32 protein-coding genes are annotated in these 18,974 nt (G+C 41.2%); all 32 read left to right on the forward strand.

The window, feature by feature from the left end; all coding sequences use genetic code 11:
* Position 1 precedes the first annotated feature (1 nt).
* The 32 genes from ACFO3P_RS01845 (at position 2) to rplQ (ending at position 18,824) form a co-directional block, all read left to right on the forward strand.
* Positions 2–1,180, forward strand: coding sequence for a thiolase family protein (locus ACFO3P_RS01845; protein WP_042530776.1), 1,179 nt, complete (start codon positions 2–4; stop codon positions 1,178–1,180).
* 123 nt (positions 1,181–1,303) lie between these two features.
* Positions 1,304–2,587, forward strand: a complete 1,284-nt coding sequence (locus tag ACFO3P_RS01850) for a GntP family permease (protein WP_042530778.1) — start codon at positions 1,304–1,306, stop codon at positions 2,585–2,587.
* A 223-nt stretch (positions 2,588–2,810) separates the two neighbouring features.
* Entirely contained in the window at positions 2,811–4,136 is a 1,326-nt protein-coding gene (locus tag ACFO3P_RS01855; RefSeq protein WP_193064173.1) for a short-chain fatty acid transporter, read from the forward strand.
* A gap of 369 nt (positions 4,137–4,505) precedes the next feature.
* A complete protein-coding gene (rpsJ, locus tag ACFO3P_RS01860; RefSeq protein ID WP_042530782.1) occupies positions 4,506–4,814 on the forward strand; it encodes a 30S ribosomal protein S10 in 309 nt (102 codons plus the stop codon).
* A 28-nt stretch (positions 4,815–4,842) separates the two neighbouring features.
* Positions 4,843–5,472: a 50S ribosomal protein L3 gene (gene rplC / locus ACFO3P_RS01865; RefSeq protein WP_042530784.1), complete on the forward strand. Its 630-nt coding sequence runs from the start codon at positions 4,843–4,845 to the stop codon at positions 5,470–5,472.
* A 26-nt stretch (positions 5,473–5,498) separates the two neighbouring features.
* Positions 5,499–6,122, forward strand: a complete 624-nt coding sequence (rplD, locus tag ACFO3P_RS01870) for a 50S ribosomal protein L4 (protein ID WP_042530785.1) — start codon at positions 5,499–5,501, stop codon at positions 6,120–6,122.
* On the forward strand, positions 6,122–6,409 hold the full coding sequence (rplW, locus tag ACFO3P_RS01875; protein WP_042530787.1) for a 50S ribosomal protein L23: 288 nt from the start codon (positions 6,122–6,124) through the stop codon (positions 6,407–6,409). The genes rplD and rplW overlap by 1 nt, the downstream gene beginning before the upstream one ends.
* Positions 6,410–6,451: 42 nt before the next feature.
* Positions 6,452–7,282 carry a 50S ribosomal protein L2 gene (rplB, locus tag ACFO3P_RS01880; RefSeq protein WP_042530789.1) on the forward strand — a complete coding sequence of 277 codons (831 nt, stop codon included), beginning with the start codon at positions 6,452–6,454 and terminating at the stop codon, positions 7,280–7,282.
* Positions 7,283–7,339: 57 nt separating this feature from the next.
* Positions 7,340–7,618, forward strand: a complete 279-nt coding sequence (gene rpsS / locus ACFO3P_RS01885; RefSeq protein WP_042530791.1) for a 30S ribosomal protein S19 — start codon at positions 7,340–7,342, stop codon at positions 7,616–7,618.
* Between the two features lie 19 nt (positions 7,619–7,637).
* Entirely contained in the window at positions 7,638–7,979 is a 342-nt protein-coding gene (gene rplV, locus ACFO3P_RS01890) for a 50S ribosomal protein L22 (protein ID WP_042530793.1), read from the forward strand.
* A 3-nt stretch (positions 7,980–7,982) separates the two neighbouring features.
* Positions 7,983–8,624, forward strand: coding sequence for a 30S ribosomal protein S3 (rpsC, locus tag ACFO3P_RS01895; protein WP_042530795.1), 642 nt, complete (start codon positions 7,983–7,985; stop codon positions 8,622–8,624).
* A gap of 18 nt (positions 8,625–8,642) precedes the next feature.
* Positions 8,643–9,077, forward strand: a complete 435-nt coding sequence (gene rplP, locus ACFO3P_RS01900; protein WP_042530797.1) for a 50S ribosomal protein L16 — start codon at positions 8,643–8,645, stop codon at positions 9,075–9,077.
* Positions 9,067–9,267, forward strand: a complete 201-nt coding sequence (gene rpmC / locus ACFO3P_RS01905) for a 50S ribosomal protein L29 (protein ID WP_042530799.1) — start codon at positions 9,067–9,069, stop codon at positions 9,265–9,267. The genes rplP and rpmC overlap by 11 nt, the downstream gene beginning before the upstream one ends.
* Before the next feature lie 26 nt (positions 9,268–9,293).
* Positions 9,294–9,557, forward strand: coding sequence for a 30S ribosomal protein S17 (gene rpsQ, locus ACFO3P_RS01910; RefSeq protein ID WP_042530801.1), 264 nt, complete (start codon positions 9,294–9,296; stop codon positions 9,555–9,557).
* A gap of 42 nt (positions 9,558–9,599) precedes the next feature.
* Positions 9,600–9,968 carry a 50S ribosomal protein L14 gene (rplN, locus tag ACFO3P_RS01915; protein ID WP_040985075.1) on the forward strand — a complete coding sequence of 123 codons (369 nt, stop codon included), beginning with the start codon at positions 9,600–9,602 and terminating at the stop codon, positions 9,966–9,968.
* 34 nt (positions 9,969–10,002) lie between these two features.
* Positions 10,003–10,314, forward strand: coding sequence for a 50S ribosomal protein L24 (gene rplX / locus ACFO3P_RS01920; RefSeq protein WP_042530803.1), 312 nt, complete (start codon positions 10,003–10,005; stop codon positions 10,312–10,314).
* Between the two features lie 27 nt (positions 10,315–10,341).
* Positions 10,342–10,881 (forward strand): 50S ribosomal protein L5, encoded by a 540-nt coding sequence (rplE, locus tag ACFO3P_RS01925; protein ID WP_042530805.1) that lies wholly within the window; start codon positions 10,342–10,344, stop codon positions 10,879–10,881.
* Positions 10,882–10,909: 28 nt separating this feature from the next.
* On the forward strand, positions 10,910–11,095 hold the full coding sequence (locus ACFO3P_RS01930) for a type Z 30S ribosomal protein S14 (protein ID WP_379542119.1): 186 nt from the start codon (positions 10,910–10,912) through the stop codon (positions 11,093–11,095).
* A 29-nt stretch (positions 11,096–11,124) separates the two neighbouring features.
* A complete protein-coding gene (gene rpsH, locus ACFO3P_RS01935; protein ID WP_042530808.1) occupies positions 11,125–11,523 on the forward strand; it encodes a 30S ribosomal protein S8 in 399 nt (132 codons plus the stop codon).
* Positions 11,524–11,554: 31 nt separating this feature from the next.
* A complete protein-coding gene (rplF, locus tag ACFO3P_RS01940) occupies positions 11,555–12,091 on the forward strand; it encodes a 50S ribosomal protein L6 (RefSeq protein ID WP_193064174.1) in 537 nt (178 codons plus the stop codon).
* Between the two features lie 30 nt (positions 12,092–12,121).
* On the forward strand, positions 12,122–12,481 hold the full coding sequence (rplR, locus tag ACFO3P_RS01945) for a 50S ribosomal protein L18 (RefSeq protein WP_042530812.1): 360 nt from the start codon (positions 12,122–12,124) through the stop codon (positions 12,479–12,481).
* A 28-nt stretch (positions 12,482–12,509) separates the two neighbouring features.
* On the forward strand, positions 12,510–13,010 hold the full coding sequence (rpsE, locus tag ACFO3P_RS01950) for a 30S ribosomal protein S5 (protein WP_139089182.1): 501 nt from the start codon (positions 12,510–12,512) through the stop codon (positions 13,008–13,010).
* Positions 13,011–13,023: 13 nt separating this feature from the next.
* Complete coding sequence (gene rpmD, locus ACFO3P_RS01955; RefSeq protein ID WP_042530815.1) at positions 13,024–13,206, forward strand: 50S ribosomal protein L30; 183 nt, start codon at positions 13,024–13,026, stop codon at positions 13,204–13,206.
* A gap of 29 nt (positions 13,207–13,235) precedes the next feature.
* Positions 13,236–13,676, forward strand: a complete 441-nt coding sequence (rplO, locus tag ACFO3P_RS01960) for a 50S ribosomal protein L15 (RefSeq protein ID WP_042530817.1) — start codon at positions 13,236–13,238, stop codon at positions 13,674–13,676.
* Position 13,677: 1 nt separating this feature from the next.
* Positions 13,678–14,973 (forward strand): preprotein translocase subunit SecY, encoded by a 1,296-nt coding sequence (gene secY / locus ACFO3P_RS01965; RefSeq protein ID WP_042530819.1) that lies wholly within the window; start codon positions 13,678–13,680, stop codon positions 14,971–14,973.
* Positions 14,974–15,003: 30 nt separating this feature from the next.
* On the forward strand, positions 15,004–15,648 hold the full coding sequence (locus tag ACFO3P_RS01970; RefSeq protein WP_042530822.1) for an adenylate kinase: 645 nt from the start codon (positions 15,004–15,006) through the stop codon (positions 15,646–15,648).
* A gap of 465 nt (positions 15,649–16,113) precedes the next feature.
* On the forward strand, positions 16,114–16,332 hold the full coding sequence (gene infA / locus ACFO3P_RS01975; protein ID WP_040985051.1) for a translation initiation factor IF-1: 219 nt from the start codon (positions 16,114–16,116) through the stop codon (positions 16,330–16,332).
* Positions 16,333–16,363: 31 nt separating this feature from the next.
* A complete protein-coding gene (gene rpmJ / locus ACFO3P_RS01980; RefSeq protein ID WP_010095733.1) occupies positions 16,364–16,477 on the forward strand; it encodes a 50S ribosomal protein L36 in 114 nt (37 codons plus the stop codon).
* A gap of 23 nt (positions 16,478–16,500) precedes the next feature.
* A complete protein-coding gene (gene rpsM / locus ACFO3P_RS01985; protein WP_042530825.1) occupies positions 16,501–16,866 on the forward strand; it encodes a 30S ribosomal protein S13 in 366 nt (121 codons plus the stop codon).
* Between the two features lie 21 nt (positions 16,867–16,887).
* A complete protein-coding gene (rpsK, locus tag ACFO3P_RS01990; protein ID WP_042530827.1) occupies positions 16,888–17,277 on the forward strand; it encodes a 30S ribosomal protein S11 in 390 nt (129 codons plus the stop codon).
* Positions 17,278–17,481: 204 nt separating this feature from the next.
* A complete protein-coding gene (locus ACFO3P_RS01995) occupies positions 17,482–18,426 on the forward strand; it encodes a DNA-directed RNA polymerase subunit alpha (protein ID WP_042530829.1) in 945 nt (314 codons plus the stop codon).
* A gap of 44 nt (positions 18,427–18,470) precedes the next feature.
* Positions 18,471–18,824, forward strand: a complete 354-nt coding sequence (rplQ, locus tag ACFO3P_RS02000; RefSeq protein WP_042530831.1) for a 50S ribosomal protein L17 — start codon at positions 18,471–18,473, stop codon at positions 18,822–18,824.
* Positions 18,825–18,974 lie beyond the last annotated feature (150 nt).

Here is an 18,974-nt window from a genome sequence, read left to right on the forward strand (position 1 = left end):
AATGACAAATGTATATTTGATTGAAGGAGCAAGAACACCATTTGGCACCTTCGGCGGAAGTTTGAAGGATGTCGGACCTGCTGAATTAGGTATAGCAGTTAGTAAGGAAGCAATTCGCCGCAGCGGAATACCGGCCGAAGTTATTGATCTGAGCGTTTTGGGCAATGTTATTCATTCCGAAAAGAATGCGCCCTATCTTTCCAGACATGTCGCGCTGCAGGCGGGCATACCGTTAGCGAGTCCTGCTTTGACGGTCAACCGTTTATGCGGCTCCGGCCTGCAGTCTGTCGTCTCGGCCGCGCAATCCATTTTACTCGGCGAGGCGAGTGTGGCACTGGCTGGAGGAGTCGAAAATATGAGTCAGTCTCCCTATGCATTAAGGGGAAGCAGGTTCGGGACAAAATTAAAAACACCTCATGTGGATGACATGCTTTGGGCAGCTTTAACCGATGAATATATTGGTTCGGGGATGGGAGTTACTGCAGAGAATTTAGCTGAGAAATATCATATTTCCCGTGAAGAACAGGATGTATATGCTTGTTTGAGTCACCAGCGGGCTGCAAAAGCACAGAAAGCAGGAAAGCTGGAGGAGGAAATCATTCCAGTGGAGATAATGTCCAGAAAAGGAACAACAGTTGTAAATACGGATGAGCATATCCGTGAGAGTACGACGGTGGAGAAGCTTGCGGGGCTCAAGGGTGCTTTTAAGAAGGATGGAACGGTGACAGGAGGGAATGCCAGCGGGATTAATGATGGTGCTGGAGCAGTTATTGTAGCCGATGAGCACTACGTAGAGCGGCATCAGGTAAAGCCTCTGGCAAGAATCGTGTCATGGGGAGTTGCGGGCGTGGAACCGGAATATATGGGGATTGGGCCGGTGCCTGCGATAAAACAGGCCTTAAAAAAAGCCGATCTTACCTTGGATGATATAGATGTAATAGAAGTAAATGAGGCATTTGCTGCCCAGTATTTAGCTGTTGAAAAAGTGCTTGGCTTGGATCGGGAAAAGGTCAATGTCAATGGGGGCGCTATCGCTTTGGGACATCCGATTGGAGCCAGCGGAACAAGGGTGCTCTACACATTAACGAAGGAGCTGAAACGAAGCAGGAAGAAATATGGCATTGCCTCCTTATGTATTGGTGGAGGGCAGGGGATTGCGATGATTTTGGAGGCTGTTTAACCTGAAATGATACATCAAGAATAGATTCTTCTCTGCTGTGAGAGGGCAATTTAATTTGCGGTAAAATGATTTGTTCTTTCTAATTAGCATAGCGACAAAAAAGAGAGAAATGGAGGGGTATGCATGTTTGGAATTATATTAGGCTTAGTTGTGCTGATGGTTCTTGCTTATTTAGGGTGGTCTATTATTTGGGTAGCGCCCATTGCAGCAGGAGTAGTGGCACTCGCTGGAGGTCTGGATCTTTTAGAGGCATATACAGACACATATATGAGCGGGTTTGTTAATTTTGCTAAGCAATGGTTTCCTGTGTTTATGCTGGGGGCAGTTTTTGGCAAGTTGATGGAAGACACAGGGATGGCGAAGTCCGTTGCTATTGCATTAACAAAGGTAATTGGCACGAAACGGGCTATACTGGGGGTGCTTGTTTCCTGTGCGGTTTTAACCTATGGAGGGGTCAGTTTATTCGTTGTCGTGTTTGCTGTTTATCCATTAGCGTTGACATTATTCCGGGAGGCGAATATCAGCAGACGTCTGATTCCGGGTACTGTCGCATTAGGGGCTTTTACATTTACGATGACAGCTATTCCCGGGACTCCTCAAATTCAAAACTTAATTCCGGTTCCGTATTTTAATACGAATGCGATGGCAGCTCCGGTTATGGGGATAACAGCAGCTGTTATTATGGCTGTTGGCGGTTATGGTTACATGCGATGGAGAGAAAAGCAGCTGACTGCAAAAGGGGAGGGCTATACCGAGCCAAAAGATAATAAAATCGTACAGGTAGAAGGGAACGCGCCTCATTTTATATTATCTATCTTACCGTTAGTCACCGTTGTGGTAACGTTGAATATTTTTCAATGGGATATTGTGATTGCTTTATTGTCCGGAATTATTCTGCTGCTTCTATTAAATATTACGAAATTCAGAGGGTTTGTGAAAGCAATTAATAGTGGCGCAGTAGGCTCTGTTACAGCCATTGTAAATACCAGCGCTGCTGTTGGGTTTGGTACGGTTGTTCAGGCGGTGCCGGGCTTTGATCGGTTGACGGCGCTGTTAATGGGGGTGAAAGGAAACCCCTTAATTTCTGAAGCCATTGCAGTAAATGTTTTAGCCGGCTCCACAGGCTCTGCTTCAGGCGGGATGGGTATCGCCTTGGAAGCTTTAGGGGAGAGATATTATGAGCTGGCACTCAGTACAGGTATTGCTCCGGAAGCATTCCACCGAATTGCGTCTCTTTCCTCGGGAGGACTGGATGCGATGCCGCATAATGGTGCAGTGCTAACGTTGCTTACCATTACAGGGATGACACATAAAGACAGCTATAAGGATATTTTTGTAGTAGCGGTAGCTATTCCAGTTTTAGCAACAGCGGCCGCAATCATTTTAGCGTCTTTGGGCATCTACTAGAGGGATAGATAAAACACAAATCCAACAGCCGGGTTGTGATCGTATACATTTTGAATTCTGTGAAAGGAGCAGAATGAAAACTTGGCTGCTGGAAGTTTTATTCATAAGAAGTCGTGCTAAAGAAACGGTATGTCATAATATATTATAGAAAGAACCGAAACGGTGATGCTGTTGGAAGAGCGTTTCGATTGATAATATAGCAGCATACAAGGGGGGAGCTCGATTGAAAGTTTTAACAAGATTCTTTGACAGGGTGGTACAGAGATATTTACCAGATGCATTTTTATTTGCTGTTATTTTAACGATTTTGGTTTACTTACTGGGTGTCACTATAACAAGTAGCGGCCCGGTGGAAATGATAACGTATTGGGGAGAGGGTTTTTGGGACCTGCTTGAATTTGGAATGCAAATGTCACTGGTGGTTGTGACAGGGTATATTTTAGCAAGTACACCTGTTGTGAAAGGTTTTTTAGCGAAACTCAGCAGAGCGGCAAAAACACCGGGGCAAGCGGTGATGCTGGTAACATTCGTTGCTTTGCTTGCTTGTTTAATAAACTATGGCTTTGGACTTGTTGTCGGAGCATTATTTGCTGTTCATGTGGCAAAGCGGGTTCCTGCAGTGGACTACCGGATATTGATTGCCAGCGCCTACAGCGGTATGGTCATCTGGCATGGCGGTTTTTCCGGGTCGGTACCGCTGCTCATTGCCACACCAGGGCATTTTTTAGAAGATGCTATTGGAATAATTCCTGTAACAGAGACATTGTTCAGTTCATTTAATCTGTTTATTGTCATTACCTTATTAATTACACTTCCGCTTTTTAATCGGTACTTATTAAAGGGAGCAGATCCTATAGGTAAAATCGATCCTTCATTATGGAAGGAAGAATCCGGAGAGGAAACGGAAGCGGAAGTTCCTCAGTCGGTAACACCCGCAGAAAGGCTGGAGAACAGTCAGGCCTTGTCTTTTCTGATTGGCATGATGGGACTCCTTTTTATTGGGTATCATTTCGTTGCCAATGGATTTGACCTAAATATCAATATCGTCAATTTTATTTTTCTTTTCTTGGGAATCCTTCTTCACAGAACACCAAGACGGTTTCTGGATACGGTAGGGAGAGGTGTGAAGAACGCCGGCGGAATTATTATACAGTTTCCATTCTACGCTGGAATAATGGGGATGATGGTGGCATCTGGATTATCAGATAAGATTTCATTATGGTTTGTCAGTTTCGCAACCGAATATACACTGCCTATTTTCACTTTTCTCAGCGCAGGTTTGGTTAATGCGTTAGTACCTTCCGGCGGCGGACAATGGGCTGTCCAAGGCCCTATCATGATACAAGCAGCGCTTGAAATTGGAGCCGATACAGCAAAAACAGCCATGGCAGTTGCCTGGGGAGATGCCTGGACAAATATGATACAGCCATTTTGGGCCCTGCCTGTACTCGCCATTGCCGGGTTGAAGATTCGGGATATTATGGGCTTTTGTGTCATGATTCTGCTGTTTACCTTTATTCCGATTGCGATCGGGTTTCTACTATTATAACGGAAAGTTTATATAAGATTGTGAAGCGGAACGGTAAAACAGCCGATTCCGCTTATTCATTGTTTTATTTAAAAGTATTTAGCGCAAGAACAAGCAGAATTTCTGATATTATATAAGGAAATAAAAAAACTTTTAAAATAAGCTTGCAATCATACTGGATGCTATGTATAATATAAAAATGTGCAAACTTGTAGATAGCTATGTATAAGCTTGCTAAGGTCAAAGATATTTGTTATACTAATGTAGTTGACCAATTAATGCGATGATGCGGAAGGTTGTTGGCACACCCGGCCCCTTTGCCATGGCGGTGTGTTAAGGAATTTTCGCGGAGAATGTCTATAATAATATAGGCGAGAAGGAGGGAAAATGATGGCAAAAGAGAAAATCAGAATTCGTTTAAAAGCATACGATCACCGCATCTTAGATCAGTCTGCTGTGAAAATTGTGGAAACTGCAAAACGTTCCGGAGCAAAAGTGTCTGGTCCGATTCCATTGCCGACTGAAAGAGCTGTTTATACAGTGTTGCGTGCGGTTCATAAGTACAAAGATGCTCGTGAACAGTTCGAAATGCGTACGCACAAGCGTCTGATCGATATTCTTGAGCCTACACCAAAAACGGTTGATGCGCTGATGCGTTTAGATCTTCCATCTGGTGTAGATATTGAAATTAAATTATAATTCGTTTTAAATACAGGAGGTGTAACGGATGACGAAAGGAATCTTAGGTCGTAAAATCGGCATGACTCAGCTTTTCTCTGAAAATGGAGAACTTGTACCAGTAACAGTTGTTCAAGCTGAGGCAAATGTTGTGTTGCAAAAGAAAACATTAGAAAATGATGGTTACGAAGCGTTGCAAATCGGTTTTGCTGATAAAAAGGAATCACGTACAAACAAAGCGGAGAAAGGTCATGCTGAGAAAGCAGGCACTGCCCCTAAGCGCTACGTTCGTGAAATCCGTGGCGCAGAGGTTGACAACTATGAAGTTGGTCAAGAAATCAACGTTGATATCTTTGAAGCCGGTGAAAAAATCGATGTGACAGGAACATCTAAAGGGAAAGGATTCCAAGGTGCTATCAAACGTCACAATCAACAACGCGGACCAAAAACACACGGTTCTCATTTTCATAGAGCTCCAGGTGCGATGGCTGCAATTGATGCAATGCGTGTTTTCAAAGGTAAAAAATTACCAGGTCATATGGGTTCTGAACAAAAAACAATTCAAAACCTTGAAGTTGTCAGTGTAGATACTGAAAAGAATTTACTTCTGATTAAAGGAAATATCCCTGGTGCAAAAAAATCTTACGTAAAAATTACGAGTGCAGTAAAAGGTAACTAATCACATAAACGAAGGGAGGATATGTCATGCCTAAAGTAGCACTTTTAAAACAGGATGGAAGTAATGTTGGAGAAATCGAATTAAATGACGCTGTTTTTGGTATCGAGCCAAACACACATGTACTTCATGAAGCGGTTGTTATGCAACGTGCATCTTTACGTCAAGGTACACATGCTGTTAAAAATCGTTCAGAAGTTCGTGGCGGAGGCCGCAAACCATGGCGCCAAAAAGGAACTGGCCGTGCACGTCAAGGATCTATCCGTTCACCACAATGGGTTGGCGGTGGAACTGTTTTCGGACCTACTCCACGCAGCTATAGCTATAAATTACCAAAGAAAGTTCGTCGCTTAGCGTTAAAGTCAGCATTATCTTCTAAAGTAAAAGAAGAAAGCTTGTTTGTTTTAGAAGCAATCACAATTGATGCTCCAAAAACAAAAGAAATTGTAAATATCTTAAACGGACTTAAAGTTGAAGAGAAAGCACTTGTTGTTCTTTCTGAGAAAGACGAAACAGTTGCCCGCTCTGCGAACAACTTACAAAACGTAAAGGTATTAACTGTAGAAGAATTAAATGTACTTGACTTGCTTACGCATGACAAGCTGATCATCACAAAAGATGCAGCTGAAAAAGCAGGGGAGGTGCTCGCATAATGAAAGATTTGCGCGATGTAATTAAACGCCCTGTCATTACAGAGAATTCTGCTGACTTAATGGCAGAGAAAAAATACACGTTTGAAGTAGCTGTAAAAGCGAACAAAACAGAAATCAAAGATGCTGTAGAAACCATCTTTGGTGTGAAAGTAGAAAAAGTAAACACAATGAACCTTAAAGGTAAATTTAAGCGAATGGGCCGCTACGGTGGATATCGTCCAGACCGTAAAAAAGCTATCGTTCAGTTATCGGCAGATAGCGAAGATTTAGATTTCTTTGAGGCTTAATCATACGAATGAATATATTCCAAACTAAAAGGAGGGACAACGATGGCGATTAAAAAGTATAAACCAACCTCAAATGGTAGACGTAATATGTCTGGATCAGACTTTGCAGAGATTACTACGAATACCCCTGAGAAATCCCTTTTAGCTCCATTATCTAAACGTGGTGGACGTAACAATCAAGGGAAATTAACGGTTCGTCATCACGGCGGCGGTCATAAGCGCCAATATCGTATTATCGACTTCAAACGCGATAAAGATGGTGTGCCAGGACGCGTTGCTACAATCGAATACGATCCTAACCGTTCAGCAAACATTGCATTAATCCATTATGCTGATGGGGAGAAACGTTATATCCTTGCTCCGAAAAATGTTAAAGTAGGGCAAGTAATTGAATCTGGTGAAAATGCAGATATTAAAGTAGGTAACGCATTACCGCTTGGAAGCATTCCAGTAGGTACTGTTATCCATAATATCGAATTAAAACCGGGACGCGGAGGCCAAATTGCTCGTTCTGCTGGTGCAGAAGCTCAAATCTTGGGACGCGAAGAAAAATATACACTTGTACGCCTTGCTTCTGGAGAAGTTCGTTTAGTATTAACAACTTGCCGTGCTACAATTGGTCAAGTCGGTAACATTGAACATGAACTCATCCGTGTAGGTAAAGCTGGTCGTTCCCGTTGGAAAGGTATCCGTCCAACTGTTCGCGGTTCTGTTATGAACCCTAATGATCACCCGCATGGTGGTGGTGAAGGACGCGCGCCAATCGGACGTAAATCACCAATGTCACCTTGGGGCAAACCAACACTTGGTTACAAAACACGTAAACGTAATAAACCATCTGATAAGTATATCGTTCGTAGACGTAAAAAATAAACGGAAAAACGGGCGGGCTAAAGCACCCGTCTCTAATCCCTGGAAGGAGGCTTATCCATGGGTCGCAGTTTGAAAAAAGGACCTTTTGCAGATGACCATCTAATGAAGAAAATTGAAGTATTGAACACAGAAGACAAGAAGCAAGTAATAAAAACTTGGTCTCGTCGCTCAACAATTTTCCCGCAATTCGTTGGTCATACCGTTGCAGTATATGATGGACGTAAGCATGTGCCAGTATATATCACGGAAGATATGGTCGGTCATAAATTAGGTGAATTCGCACCAACTCGTACGTACAGAGGACACGCTGGTGACGATAAAAAAACAAGACGTTAAATGAGAGGAGGTACCAGGCATGCAAGCTAAAGCCGTTGCGAAATCAGTTCGTATTGCTCCTCGTAAGGTTCGTTTAGTTGTAGATCTAATTCGAGGAAAAGAGGTTGGCGAAGCAATCGCTATTTTAAAACATACACAGCGCGGAGCTTCTCCAGTCGTAGAAAAAGTATTAAATTCTGCTGTTGCGAACGCAGAGCACAACTATGAAATGGATGCAGACAATTTAGTAGTATCTGAAGCATATGTGAACGAAGGAGCTACTTTGAAACGTTTCCGTCCACGTGCACAAGGACGTGCAAGCAGAATCAATAAACGTACCAGCCACATCACAGTTGTGGTAAACGAAAAGAAGGAGGGATAGTCAGTGGGTCAAAAAGTTAATCCAACAGGTCTTCGCGTAGGTGTCATTAAGGACTGGGAGTCTAAATGGTACGCTGGGAAAGACTATGCAGACTTACTGCATGAAGATATTAAAATCAGAGAATATCTTGAAGGACGTCTTAAAACGGCTGCTGTTTCTTCTATTGAAATTGAACGTGCAGCAAACCGTGTAAACATTACTATCCATACTGGCAAACCAGGTATGGTCATTGGTAAAGGCGGATCCGAAGTTGAAGCTTTACGTAAATCTTTAAACAACTTAACTGGCAAACGAGTTCATATCAATATCGTTGAAATCAAAAAAGTAGATATTGATGCAGCACTTGTTGCTGATAATATTGCTCGTCAATTAGAAAATCGTATTTCATTCCGTCGTGCTCAAAAGCAAGCTATCCAACGTGCGATGCGTGCTGGAGCTAAAGGAATCAAAACACAAGTATCTGGACGTCTAGGCGGTGCGGACATCGCTCGTGCAGAACATTACAGTGAAGGAACAGTACCACTTCATACTTTACGTGCTGACATTGACTATGGTACAGCAGAAGCTGATACTACGTATGGTAAATTAGGTGTTAAAGTATGGATTTATCGTGGAGAAGTCCTTCCAACAAAAACCGATAAATAAGGGAGGGGGCTCATTACTATGTTAATGCCTAAACGTGTTAAATATCGTAGACAACATCGTGGTAAAATGAGAGGCCAAGCAAAAGGCGGTACAACTGTTTCTTTCGGAGAATATGGTTTACAAGCACTTGACGCTTCTTGGATTACAAGCCGCCAAATCGAGGCAGCGCGTATTGCAATGACTCGTTACATGAAACGTGGCGGTAAAGTTTGGATCAAAATCTTTCCAGACAAACCTTACACTGCAAAGCCTTTAGAGGTTCGTATGGGTTCCGGTAAAGGTGCTCCAGAAGGATGGGTAGCAGTAGTAAAGCCTGGTAAAATTATGTTTGAAATTGCAGGTGTATCTGAAGAGGTAGCTCGTGAAGCACTTCGACTTGCAGCACATAAATTACCTATTAAAACGAAATTCGTAAAACGTGAAGAAATTGGTGGTGAAAGCAATGAAGGCTAAAGAAATCAGAGATTTAACCACTGCCGAAATTGAAAAAAATGTTAAAACGTTGAAAGAAGAGTTATTTAATTTACGTTTCCAATTAGCTACTGGTCAATTGGAAAACACTGCACGTATCCGTGAAGTGCGCAAATCAATTGCTCGTCTTAAAACCGTTGTTCGCGAGCGCGAACTAAGTGCAAATAACTAAAGATTCCAGAGGGGAGGTTAACCTCAATGTCTGAACGTAATGATCGTAAAGTTTATACTGGTCGTGTTGTATCCGACAAAATGGATAAAACTATTACAGTTTTAGTTGAAACTTACAAATTCCATAAGCTTTATGGAAAACGTGTTAAGTATTCTAAGAAATTTAAAACACATGATGAAAACAATGTTGCAAAAACTGGTGATGTTGTAAAAATCATGGAAACTCGCCCGCTATCAGCTACAAAACGTTTCCGTTTAGTAGAAGTAGTAGAAGAAGCGGTAATTATTTAATAAAGTTCGCTCGGAAGGTATCCGAAGGGAGGTCACAGTGTTATGATTCAACAAGAAACTCGTTTGAAGGTTGCAGATAACTCTGGTGCTCGTGAAGTATTAACCATTAAAGTATTAGGCGGTTCCGGTCGCAAAACTGCCAACATTGGTGATGTAATTGTTTGCACGGTCAAACAAGCAACACCAGGGGGCGTTGTCAAGAAAGGCGACGTTGTAAAGGCAGTGATTGTACGTTCTAAATCTGGTGCTCGTCGTAAAGATGGTTCTTACATCCGTTTTGATGAAAATGCTGCCGTAATTATCCGTGATGATAAAAGTCCAAGAGGAACTCGTATCTTCGGACCTGTTGCACGTGAATTACGTGAGGCTCAATTCATGAAAATCGTATCTCTAGCTCCAGAAGTTTTATAAGAAGAAATTTCCTCATCAAGGAGGTGCGTAAAGCATGCATGTAAAAAAAGGTGATAAAGTCAAAGTGTTATCCGGCAAAGACCGCGGTAAAGAAGGCACTGTATTAGAAGCATTTCCGAAAAAAGAGCGCGTATTAGTAGAAGGTGTGAACATGATCCAAAAACATGCGAAGCCATCTCAAGATAATCCGCAAGGCGGAATCTTGAATATCGAAGCTCCAATTCATGTTTCTAATGTATTGCCAATCGATCCGAAGTCCGGAGAACCAACTCGTGTTGGCTATGAAATAAAAGATGGTAAAAAAATCCGTATTGCAAAAAAATCCGGTGAAGCATTAGATAAATAAGTTTTTCTGTGAAAGGAGGGCTAACACATGAACGAATTAAAACAAAAGTATAACGATGAAATCACTTCATCTTTAATGAATAAATTCAATTATGATTCCGTAATGGAAGTACCTAAAATAGAGAAAATCGTAATCAACATGGGTGTTGGTGACGCAGTACAAAACTCTAAGGCATTGGATAGTGCTGTTGAAGAATTAGCTTTAATTTCTGGTCAAAAACCATTGATTACTCGTGCTAAGAAATCCATCGCAGGTTTCCGTCTTCGTGAAGGAATGCCAATTGGTGCAAAAGTTACTTTGCGTGGAGAACGCATGTATGACTTCTTGCAAAAACTGATTGCTGTATCTCTTCCACGTGTACGTGACTTCCGCGGTATTTCTAAAAAAGCATTTGATGGTCGTGGAAACTACACTTTAGGTGTGAAAGAACAGTTGATTTTCCCAGAAATTAATTACGATAAAGTCAATAAAGTTCGTGGTATGGATATTGTTATTGTAACAACTTCTAACACTGACGAAGAAGCTCGTGAACTTTTAGCTGGGCTGGGCATGCCTTTCCAAAAGTAGTCGTGAGCTAATACAAGGAGGGAAAATTTTGGCTAAAAAATCTATGATAGCGAAACAAAAGCGCCCGCAAAAATATAAAGTACAAGAGTACACTCGTTGCGAACGCTGTGGTCGCCCGCATTCAATAATTCGTAAATTTAAACTTTGCCGTATTTGTTTCCGTGAACTTGCCTATAAAGGTCAAATTCCTGGTGTCAAAAAAGCAAGTTGGTAATCCCCGATTCGGGAAGGAGGTAATTAGTAATGGTTATGACAGATCCAATTGCAGATATGCTTACTCGCATTCGTAATGCGAACATGGTTAAACATGAACAATTAGAGCTTCCTGCTTCTAAAATTAAAAAAGAGATCGCTGATATCCTGAAACGTGAAGGCTATGTGAAGGATTATGAGTTAGTTGAAGATAACAAACAAGGTATATTACGTATCTTCTTAAAATATAGTGCAAACGAAGATAGAGTTATCACAGGAATCAAACGTATCAGTAAACCAGGTTTACGCGTATATGCTAAAGCAAATGAAGTACCACGTGTATTGAACGGACTTGGCATTGCTATCGTATCAACTTCTAACGGAATGCTTTCTGACAAAGAAGCTCGTTCTCAGGCAGTTGGCGGAGAAGTACTAGCGTACGTTTGGTAAGAACTATAATTTATCAGAGGAGGTGCAGAGAATGTCTCGTGTCGGACTTAAGGCTATTGAAATTCCAGAAGGTGTAGAGTTGAAATTCAACGGAACTACACTGACAGTTAAAGGACCAAAGGGTGAATTAACAAGAGATTTTCATCCAGATATTAAAGTTAACGTTGAGGGTAATATCGTAACTTTGGAGCGCCCGAGTGATCATAAAGAACACCGAGCACTGCATGGTACTACTCGCAGCTTAATCAATAACATGGTAGTTGGAGTAAGTAAAGGTTTTGAAAAATCATTGGAAATCAACGGTGTTGGTTACCGTGCTCAAAAGCAGGGAAACAAAACAGTTGTTAACGCTGGTTATTCACATCCTGTTGAACTTGACCCAATTGACGGTATTGAAATCGAAGTACCTAAAAACACACAAATCGTTGTTAAAGGTATCGATAAAGAGTTAGTAGGAGCAGTTGCTGCTAATATCCGAGCAATCCGCCCGCCAGAGCCTTATAAAGGTAAAGGAATCAAATATGCGGATGAATATGTACGTCGTAAAGAAGGTAAAACTGCTAAGTAAGTTTTTTAGCCCGAGAAAGGAGTGACCCAGATGATCACAAAGCCTGACAAAAATGTTATCCGTAAAAAGCGTCACAACCGTGTACGCAGAACATTATCAGGAACTGCAGAACGTCCACGTTTGAATGTGTATCGTTCCAACAAAAACATTTATGCTCAATTGATTGATGATGTCAATGGTGTAACCCTGGCAAGTGCTTCTACAGTTGATAAAGAGCTTGAAATCAACGGAAGCAATGTCGACGCTGCGAAAGCAGTTGGGGCAGCTGTTGCAAAACGTGCAATTGACAAAGGATATAAATCTATTGTATTTGATCGTGGTGGTTATTTATATCATGGACGAATCAAAGCTTTAGCAGAGGCAGCTCGCGAGGAAGGCCTTGAATTTTAAAAGTAAAAGGAGGTAACCATCTATAATGATTACGAATATTGATCCGAGCAAATTAGATCTTGAAGAACGTGTTGTTACGGTCAACCGTGTTGCAAAGGTTGTAAAAGGTGGACGTCGTTTCCGCTTTGCAGCATTAGTAGTTGTAGGTGACAAGAACGGTCATGTAGGTTTCGGTACTGGTAAAGCACAAGAAGTACCTGAAGCTATTAAAAAAGCAGTAGATGATGCGAAGAAAAACTTAATTACTGTACCAATCGTAGGCACAACCATTCCACACCAAATCCATGGTCAGTTTGGTTCTGGTAACGTATTGATGAAGCCTGCTTCTGAAGGTACTGGAGTTATCTCCGGTGGTCCAGTACGTGCGATTTTAGAGCTTGCTGGTGTAGGTGATATCCTGACAAAATCATTAGGATCCAACACACCAATTAACGTTATCCGTGCTACATTGAACGGTTTAACTAATTTAAAAACAGCTGAGGACGTAGCGAAATTACGTGGAAAGTCTGTTGAAGAACTGTTAGGATAAGGAGGGAATCACTATGTCTAAAAAATTAGAAATAACCCTCACTCGCAGTGTTATCGGAGGCAGTGACGTTCAACGTAAAACTGTTGAAGCGTTAGGGTTAAAGAAAATTCGTCAATCGGTTGTACGTGAAGATACTCCAGCCGTTCGCGGTATGGTTAACAGAGTGTCCCACTTATTGACAGTTAAAGAAGTTTAATAAATTTATTGTGAAGAGGAGGTGCTCGCATGAAACTTCATGAATTAAAAGCAGCAGAAGGAACTCGTAAAGAAAGAAACCGTGTAGGTCGCGGAACTTCTTCAGGTAACGGAAAAACTTCTGGTCGTGGACATAAAGGTCAAAAAGCACGTTCTGGCGGCGGTGTAAGACTTGGTTTTGAAGGTGGTCAAATGCCCTTATTCCAACGTTTGCCGAAGCGCGGTTTTACAAATATCAACCGTAAAGAATATGCAATTGTGAACCTGGATACACTTAATCGCTTTGAAGAAGGAACTGAAGTTACTCCAGAGCTATTATTAGAAACTGGTGTCGTAAGCAAATTGAATGCTGGAATTAAGGTTCTTGGAAAAGGTCAATTAGAAAAGAAACTGACTGTAAAAGCTCATAAGTTCTCTGCATCTGCGAAAGAAGCAATTGAGGCAGCGGGCGGTCAATCTGAGGTGATCTAATTTGTTTCAGACACTCTCCAATTTTTTACGTGTGAAAGATATAAGAAATAAAATTATATTTACACTGCTAATGCTTATTATATTCCGTATTGGTACGTTTATTACCGTGCCCTTTACAGATCAATCAGCAATTCAATTTATGATGAGCCAGCAAAATATGTTTGGCTTCATAAATACGTTTGGCGGTGGGGCGTTAGAAAACTTCTCTATTTTTGCGATGGGGATCATGCCTTACATCACCGCATCAATTATCATGCAGTTGTTGCAAATGGATGTTGTTCCGAAGTTTGCTGAATGGAAGAAGCAAGGAGAAATGGGTCGAAAGAAAATCGCTCAGGTCACACGTTATGCGGCTGTCGGTATAGCATTTGTTCAGGCAATTGCTATGTCCATCGGTTTTAATGCCATGGCAGGGGGATTACTGATTCAGGATCCTGGCGTCATCAAATTCTTAACGATTGCTATCGTATTAACAGGCGGAACAGCTTTTCTAATGTGGTTAGGTGAACAGATTACTGCTCACGGTGTAGGTAATGGTATTTCTATCATTATCTTTGCCGGTATCGTTGCTGCTATTCCGAACGGCGCTGGCCAAATATACAATCAATATTTCTCGAACCCGGGAAGTGAATTGTTTATCAATATCGTTATTGTAACGTTAATTGTGTTAGTGGTTATTGCTGTGACGGTTGGAATTATTTTCGTAAACGAAGCATTGCGTAAAATTCCAGTGCAGTATGCGAAAAAGTTAGTTAATCGTACACCAGTAGGCGGACAGTCAACGCATCTGCCAATCAAGGTAAATGCAGCAGGGGTAATTCCAGTTATTTTTGCGATTGCCTTTATGATTGCACCTACGACCATTGCTGGATTTTTTGAAGGAAATCAAGTAGCAAATATCGTAACGTACGTTTTTGATTACACACAACCTGTAGGTATGATAATCTATGTTGCACTGATCATTGCTTTCTCCTATTTCTATACATTTGTTCAGGTCAATCCAGAACAAATGTCCGAGAACTTGCAAAGACAGGGCGGCTACATTCCTGGAATTCGTCCGGGGCACAATACAGAAGAATATTTAACAAGGGTGATTCGCAGATTGACCTTTGTTGGTGCATTATTCTTAGCAGCTGTTTCTGTGTTCCCAATTATCTTGGGCGGTCTTGCAAATCTTCCGCAGACAGTTCAAATCGGCGGCACGAGCTTGATCATTGTTGTCGGTGTTGCATTAACAACCATGAAGCAATTAGAAGGTCAGCTTGTAAAGCGACATTATAAAGGGTTTATTAAGTAAATTTCCTGCCTACAAAAGCGAGGGGAAAGAATGAATTTAATCTTAATGGGGCTACCTGGTGCTGGGAAAGGTACCCAGGCCGAGAAAATCGAAGAAAAATATAACATCCCTCACATTTCAACGGGGGATATGTTCCGACTGGCGATTAAAGAAGGTACGGATCTTGGCAAGAAAGCAAAGGAATATATGGACCAAGGAAATCTTGTTCCAGATGAAGTAACTATCGGTATAGTCAAAGAGCGCTTAGCAAAGGACGATTGTAAAGAAGGTTTCCTATTAGATGGATTCCCGCGCACAATTGCTCAAGCGGAAGCACTTGAAGAATTGACAGCTGATTTGAATAGAACCATCGACTATTGTATACATGTGGATGTACCAGAAGAAAAATTGGTAGAGCGTTTAACTGGACGGAGAATTTGTCCGACTTGCGGAACAACTTATCACGTTGTTTATAACCCTCCTAAAACAGAAGGTATTTGTGATAAAGATGGCTCCCAGTTAATTCAGCGAGATGATGATCAACCTGAAACGGTGAAAAAACGGTTAGCCGTTAACGTAGAGCAAACACAGCCATTACTTGATTTTTATCAAGAAAAAGGATATCTTTTGAAGGTGGACGGTGATCGTGATATTAACGATGTGTTCTCCGATATTGAATCCATTTTGGATAAATAAGTCACCCCTTTTAGCAGACAGAATAAGTGCAAAACTTAGGTCTGCGAGTTATAATAGGTGAGATAATGTGTAATGCTTTTATCAAACACGATAAAAAATTGGTTCATCAACCTTTTGATATAAAACAAACAATTGCCTAGGTGATGGTGAGAGCTGATATACGTTAACAAATTGATTTTCTAAAAGCAAGGGTCAATTTGTACGTATGATGCAGGATAGTGATTCAGGTCAGTACAATTGATATCTCGGTTGTGAACGGCCGGTTGTCCTACGCTGGCCAATGGAAGAAGCAAGCAGTGCGTTTATAAATCATCTTCTGATGATAGAGCGCCAGATGTACGTTCAATGTTTCCCGGAAGATAAGCGAGCAGCATATCAAGACTGGCTTGTCACAAAAGGAAACGAAAGCTTTATCCTAGATTTAGATAAGGTTGTAACTGATTTGAAGAAGGGAGATCACACACAATGGCGAAAGACGATGTTATTGAAGTAGAAGGTACAGTGACAGATACATTGCCGAATGCGATGTTTAAAGTGGAGCTTGAAAACGGCCATACCGTATTGGCGCATGTATCTGGTAAAATCCGTATGCACTTTATCCGCATTTTACCGGGCGATAAAGTTACGGTTGAGCTTTCTCCGTATGATTTAACCAAAGGACGAATTACGTACCGTTATAAATAAACGAGCTCCGATCTAAAAGGAGGTAATGATGATGAAGGTAAGAGCATCTGTAAAACCAATTTGCGAGAAATGCAAAGTCATCAAACGCAAAGGTAAAGTAATGGTAATTTGTGAAAATCCAAAACACAAACAAAAACAAGGCTAATAAATAGGAGGTGCTAGCATTCTATGGCACGTATTGCAGGTATTGATATTCCACGTGATAAAAGAGTAGTAATTTCCTTAACATATGTTTATGGTATTGGAAAAACTACTGCACAGGAAGTCCTTAAAGAAGCAGGCGTTTCTGAAGATACTCGTGTCCGTGATTTAACGGAAGACGAATTAACAAGAATCCGTCAAGCGATTGATAGCTACACTACAGAAGGGGATCTTCGTCGTGAAGTATCCTTGAACATCAAACGTTTGATCGAAATCGGTGCTTACAGAGGTATTCGTCATCGTCGCGGATTACCAGTTCGCGGACAAAAGACAAAGAATAACTCTCGTACACGTAAAGGCCCACGTAAGACAATGGCTAACAAGAAAAAGTAATGTAAGGAGGTAAGCTTACAAATGGCACGTAAAACAAATACGCGTAAACGTCGTGTGAAAAAGAATATAGAATCTGGTATTGCTCATATCCGTTCTACTTTTAACAATACAATTGTTACTATCACGGATACACAAGGTAATGCTATCGGCTGGAGCTCTGCTGGTGCTCTAGGTTTTAAAGGATCTAAAAAATCAACTCCGTTTGCTGCACAAATGGCTGCTGAAACAGCTGCGAAGTCTGCAACCGAAAACGGCATGAAAACATTAGAAGTTACTGTTAAAGGACCTGGCGCTGGTCGTGAAGCTGCAATCCGTTCTTTACAGGCTGCTGGATTAGAAGTTACTGCAATTGTTGACGTAACTCCAGTTCCTCATAATGGTTGCCGCCCGCCAAAACGTCGTCGTGTTTAATTTAACCGTATAGAATTTTATCAACTTGGTCATACTGGTTGATAAAACATACGGTTATCTACATGTGTAGATAAACAGATTCCAAAGACAGTTTGTACAAAAGATTATTAGGTAGAGCAGAAACGCCAACTGCCTATTTGAGGAATTTCGGTTAGACTTTGTTGTCTAGCCGGGGTTTCGACGTTTTAAAGGAGGGTTTGTTAAATGATCGAGATAGAAAAGCCAAAAATTGAAACGATTGAAATTAGCGATGATGCTATGTTTGGTAAATTTGTAGTTGAACCGCTAGAACGTGGATATGGTGCCACACTTGGAAACTCCTTGCGTCGTATCTTACTATCCTCACTACCAGGTGCTGCTGTAACAACTGTTCATATCGATGGAGCACTGCATGAATTTTCAACGATTGATGGGGTTGTGGAGGACGTTACTACTATCATTCTTAATTTGAAAAAGCTTGCACTAAAAATCTACTCTGATGAACCGAAGACATTAGAAATTGATGTTCAGGGAGAAGGAGCAGTAACTGCTGCAGACTTGACATATGATAGTGATGTGGAAGTGATGAACCCAGATCTTCATATTGCGACATTAAACAGTAAAGCTAACCTTCATATGAAGTTAACTGCTGAAAGAGGCCGCGGATATCGCCCGGCAGATGAAAACAATTTTGATGATCAGCCAATTGGTGTCATTCCAATTGATTCCATTTTTACACCAGTATCACGTGTTACGTATCAAGTAGAGAACACACGTGTAGGTCAAATCGCTAATTATGATAAACTGACATTGGATGTTTCGACTGACGGTAGTATTCGCCCAGAAGAAGCAGTTTCTCTAGGTGCAAAAATCATTACGGAGCATTTGAATATTTTTGTCGGCTTGACAGATGAAGCACAGAACGTAGAAATTATGGTTGAAAAAGAAGAAGATCAAAAAGAAAAAGTAATGGAAATGACCATTGAAGAGCTTGATCTTTCTGTTCGTTCTTACAACTGTTTGAAACGTGCTGGCATCAACACTGTACAAGAGCTTGCAAATAAATCTGAAGAAGATATGATGAAGGTTCGTAATTTAGGACGTAAATCATTAGAAGAAGTAAAAGTAAAATTAGAGGATCTAGGATTAGGTCTTCGAGATGATGACTGATATAACAGTCACCTGACTAGTTTCAAAAAAGGGAGGGATAGTCCGTGGCTAGAAAATTAGGACGTTCAACAGATAGTCGTATGGCTCTTCTTCGCAACCTTGCAGCTGATGTAATCATTCATGAACGCATTGAAACAACAGAAGCAAAAGCGAAAGAGTTAAGATCGATTGTAGATAAAATGATTACTCTTGGTAAGCGTGGGGATTTACATGCACGCCGTCAAGCTGCAGCATTTTTATACAACAAAGAAGCGGATGAAGAAAATAATGTAATTCAAAAACTATTTGATGATGTTGCTGCGCGCTATGAAGATAGACAAGGTGGATATACACGCGTTCTTAAACTTGGTGAACGCCAAGGCGATGGCGCTAAAATGGCAATCATTGAGTTGGTTTAATTACTACAAACGGCAAGGGGCAGGACTCAATCTCTCTCAGAGGTTATCCAAGCCCTTTTTTTGTATTGGAAAATGATTATTCACCAGTTTTGATATAAAAATCTTGATTAATATTACCATAGTCTTTTTGTTTATAGAGAAAAACGAATT

The sequence above is a fragment of the Oceanobacillus aidingensis genome (genome assembly GCF_042654105.1).
GTDB classification, from domain to species: Bacteria; Bacillota; Bacilli; order Bacillales; family Amphibacillaceae; genus Oceanobacillus; species Oceanobacillus oncorhynchi.

Excerpts from the sequence above, each read along its gene's own strand:
- rplR (WP_042530812.1), top strand. The coding sequence starts at position 12,122 with ATGATCACAAAGCCTGACAAAAATGTTATCCGTAAAAAGCGTCACAAC.
- rpsM (WP_042530825.1), top strand. The coding sequence starts at position 16,501 with ATGGCACGTATTGCAGGTATTGATATTCCACGTGATAAAAGAGTAGTA.
- rplD (WP_042530785.1), top strand. The coding sequence starts at position 5,499 with ATGCCTAAAGTAGCACTTTTAAAACAGGATGGAAGTAATGTTGGAGAA.
- rplX (WP_042530803.1), top strand. The coding sequence starts at position 10,003 with ATGCATGTAAAAAAAGGTGATAAAGTCAAAGTGTTATCCGGCAAAGAC.
- rplW (WP_042530787.1), top strand. The coding sequence starts at position 6,122 with ATGAAAGATTTGCGCGATGTAATTAAACGCCCTGTCATTACAGAGAAT.
- rpmJ (WP_010095733.1), top strand. The coding sequence starts at position 16,364 with ATGAAGGTAAGAGCATCTGTAAAACCAATTTGCGAGAAATGCAAAGTC.
- rpsJ (WP_042530782.1), top strand. The coding sequence starts at position 4,506 with ATGGCAAAAGAGAAAATCAGAATTCGTTTAAAAGCATACGATCACCGC.
- rpsK (WP_042530827.1), top strand. The coding sequence starts at position 16,888 with ATGGCACGTAAAACAAATACGCGTAAACGTCGTGTGAAAAAGAATATA.
- rpsS (WP_042530791.1), top strand. The coding sequence starts at position 7,340 with ATGGGTCGCAGTTTGAAAAAAGGACCTTTTGCAGATGACCATCTAATG.
- ACFO3P_RS01845 (WP_042530776.1), top strand. The coding sequence starts at position 2 with ATGACAAATGTATATTTGATTGAAGGAGCAAGAACACCATTTGGCACC.
- infA (WP_040985051.1), top strand. The coding sequence starts at position 16,114 with ATGGCGAAAGACGATGTTATTGAAGTAGAAGGTACAGTGACAGATACA.
- rplF (WP_193064174.1), top strand. The coding sequence starts at position 11,555 with ATGTCTCGTGTCGGACTTAAGGCTATTGAAATTCCAGAAGGTGTAGAG.
- ACFO3P_RS01970 (WP_042530822.1), top strand. The coding sequence starts at position 15,004 with ATGAATTTAATCTTAATGGGGCTACCTGGTGCTGGGAAAGGTACCCAG.
- rpsH (WP_042530808.1), top strand. The coding sequence starts at position 11,125 with ATGGTTATGACAGATCCAATTGCAGATATGCTTACTCGCATTCGTAAT.
- rplB (WP_042530789.1), top strand. The coding sequence starts at position 6,452 with ATGGCGATTAAAAAGTATAAACCAACCTCAAATGGTAGACGTAATATG.
- rpsQ (WP_042530801.1), top strand. The coding sequence starts at position 9,294 with ATGTCTGAACGTAATGATCGTAAAGTTTATACTGGTCGTGTTGTATCC.
- ACFO3P_RS01995 (WP_042530829.1), top strand. The coding sequence starts at position 17,482 with ATGATCGAGATAGAAAAGCCAAAAATTGAAACGATTGAAATTAGCGAT.
- rplO (WP_042530817.1), top strand. The coding sequence starts at position 13,236 with ATGAAACTTCATGAATTAAAAGCAGCAGAAGGAACTCGTAAAGAAAGA.
- rplN (WP_040985075.1), top strand. The coding sequence starts at position 9,600 with ATGATTCAACAAGAAACTCGTTTGAAGGTTGCAGATAACTCTGGTGCT.
- rpmD (WP_042530815.1), top strand. The coding sequence starts at position 13,024 with ATGTCTAAAAAATTAGAAATAACCCTCACTCGCAGTGTTATCGGAGGC.
- rpmC (WP_042530799.1), top strand. The coding sequence starts at position 9,067 with ATGAAGGCTAAAGAAATCAGAGATTTAACCACTGCCGAAATTGAAAAA.
- ACFO3P_RS01850 (WP_042530778.1), top strand. The coding sequence starts at position 1,304 with ATGTTTGGAATTATATTAGGCTTAGTTGTGCTGATGGTTCTTGCTTAT.
- rplP (WP_042530797.1), top strand. The coding sequence starts at position 8,643 with ATGTTAATGCCTAAACGTGTTAAATATCGTAGACAACATCGTGGTAAA.
- rplE (WP_042530805.1), top strand. The coding sequence starts at position 10,342 with ATGAACGAATTAAAACAAAAGTATAACGATGAAATCACTTCATCTTTA.
- rplC (WP_042530784.1), top strand. The coding sequence starts at position 4,843 with ATGACGAAAGGAATCTTAGGTCGTAAAATCGGCATGACTCAGCTTTTC.
- rplV (WP_042530793.1), top strand. The coding sequence starts at position 7,638 with ATGCAAGCTAAAGCCGTTGCGAAATCAGTTCGTATTGCTCCTCGTAAG.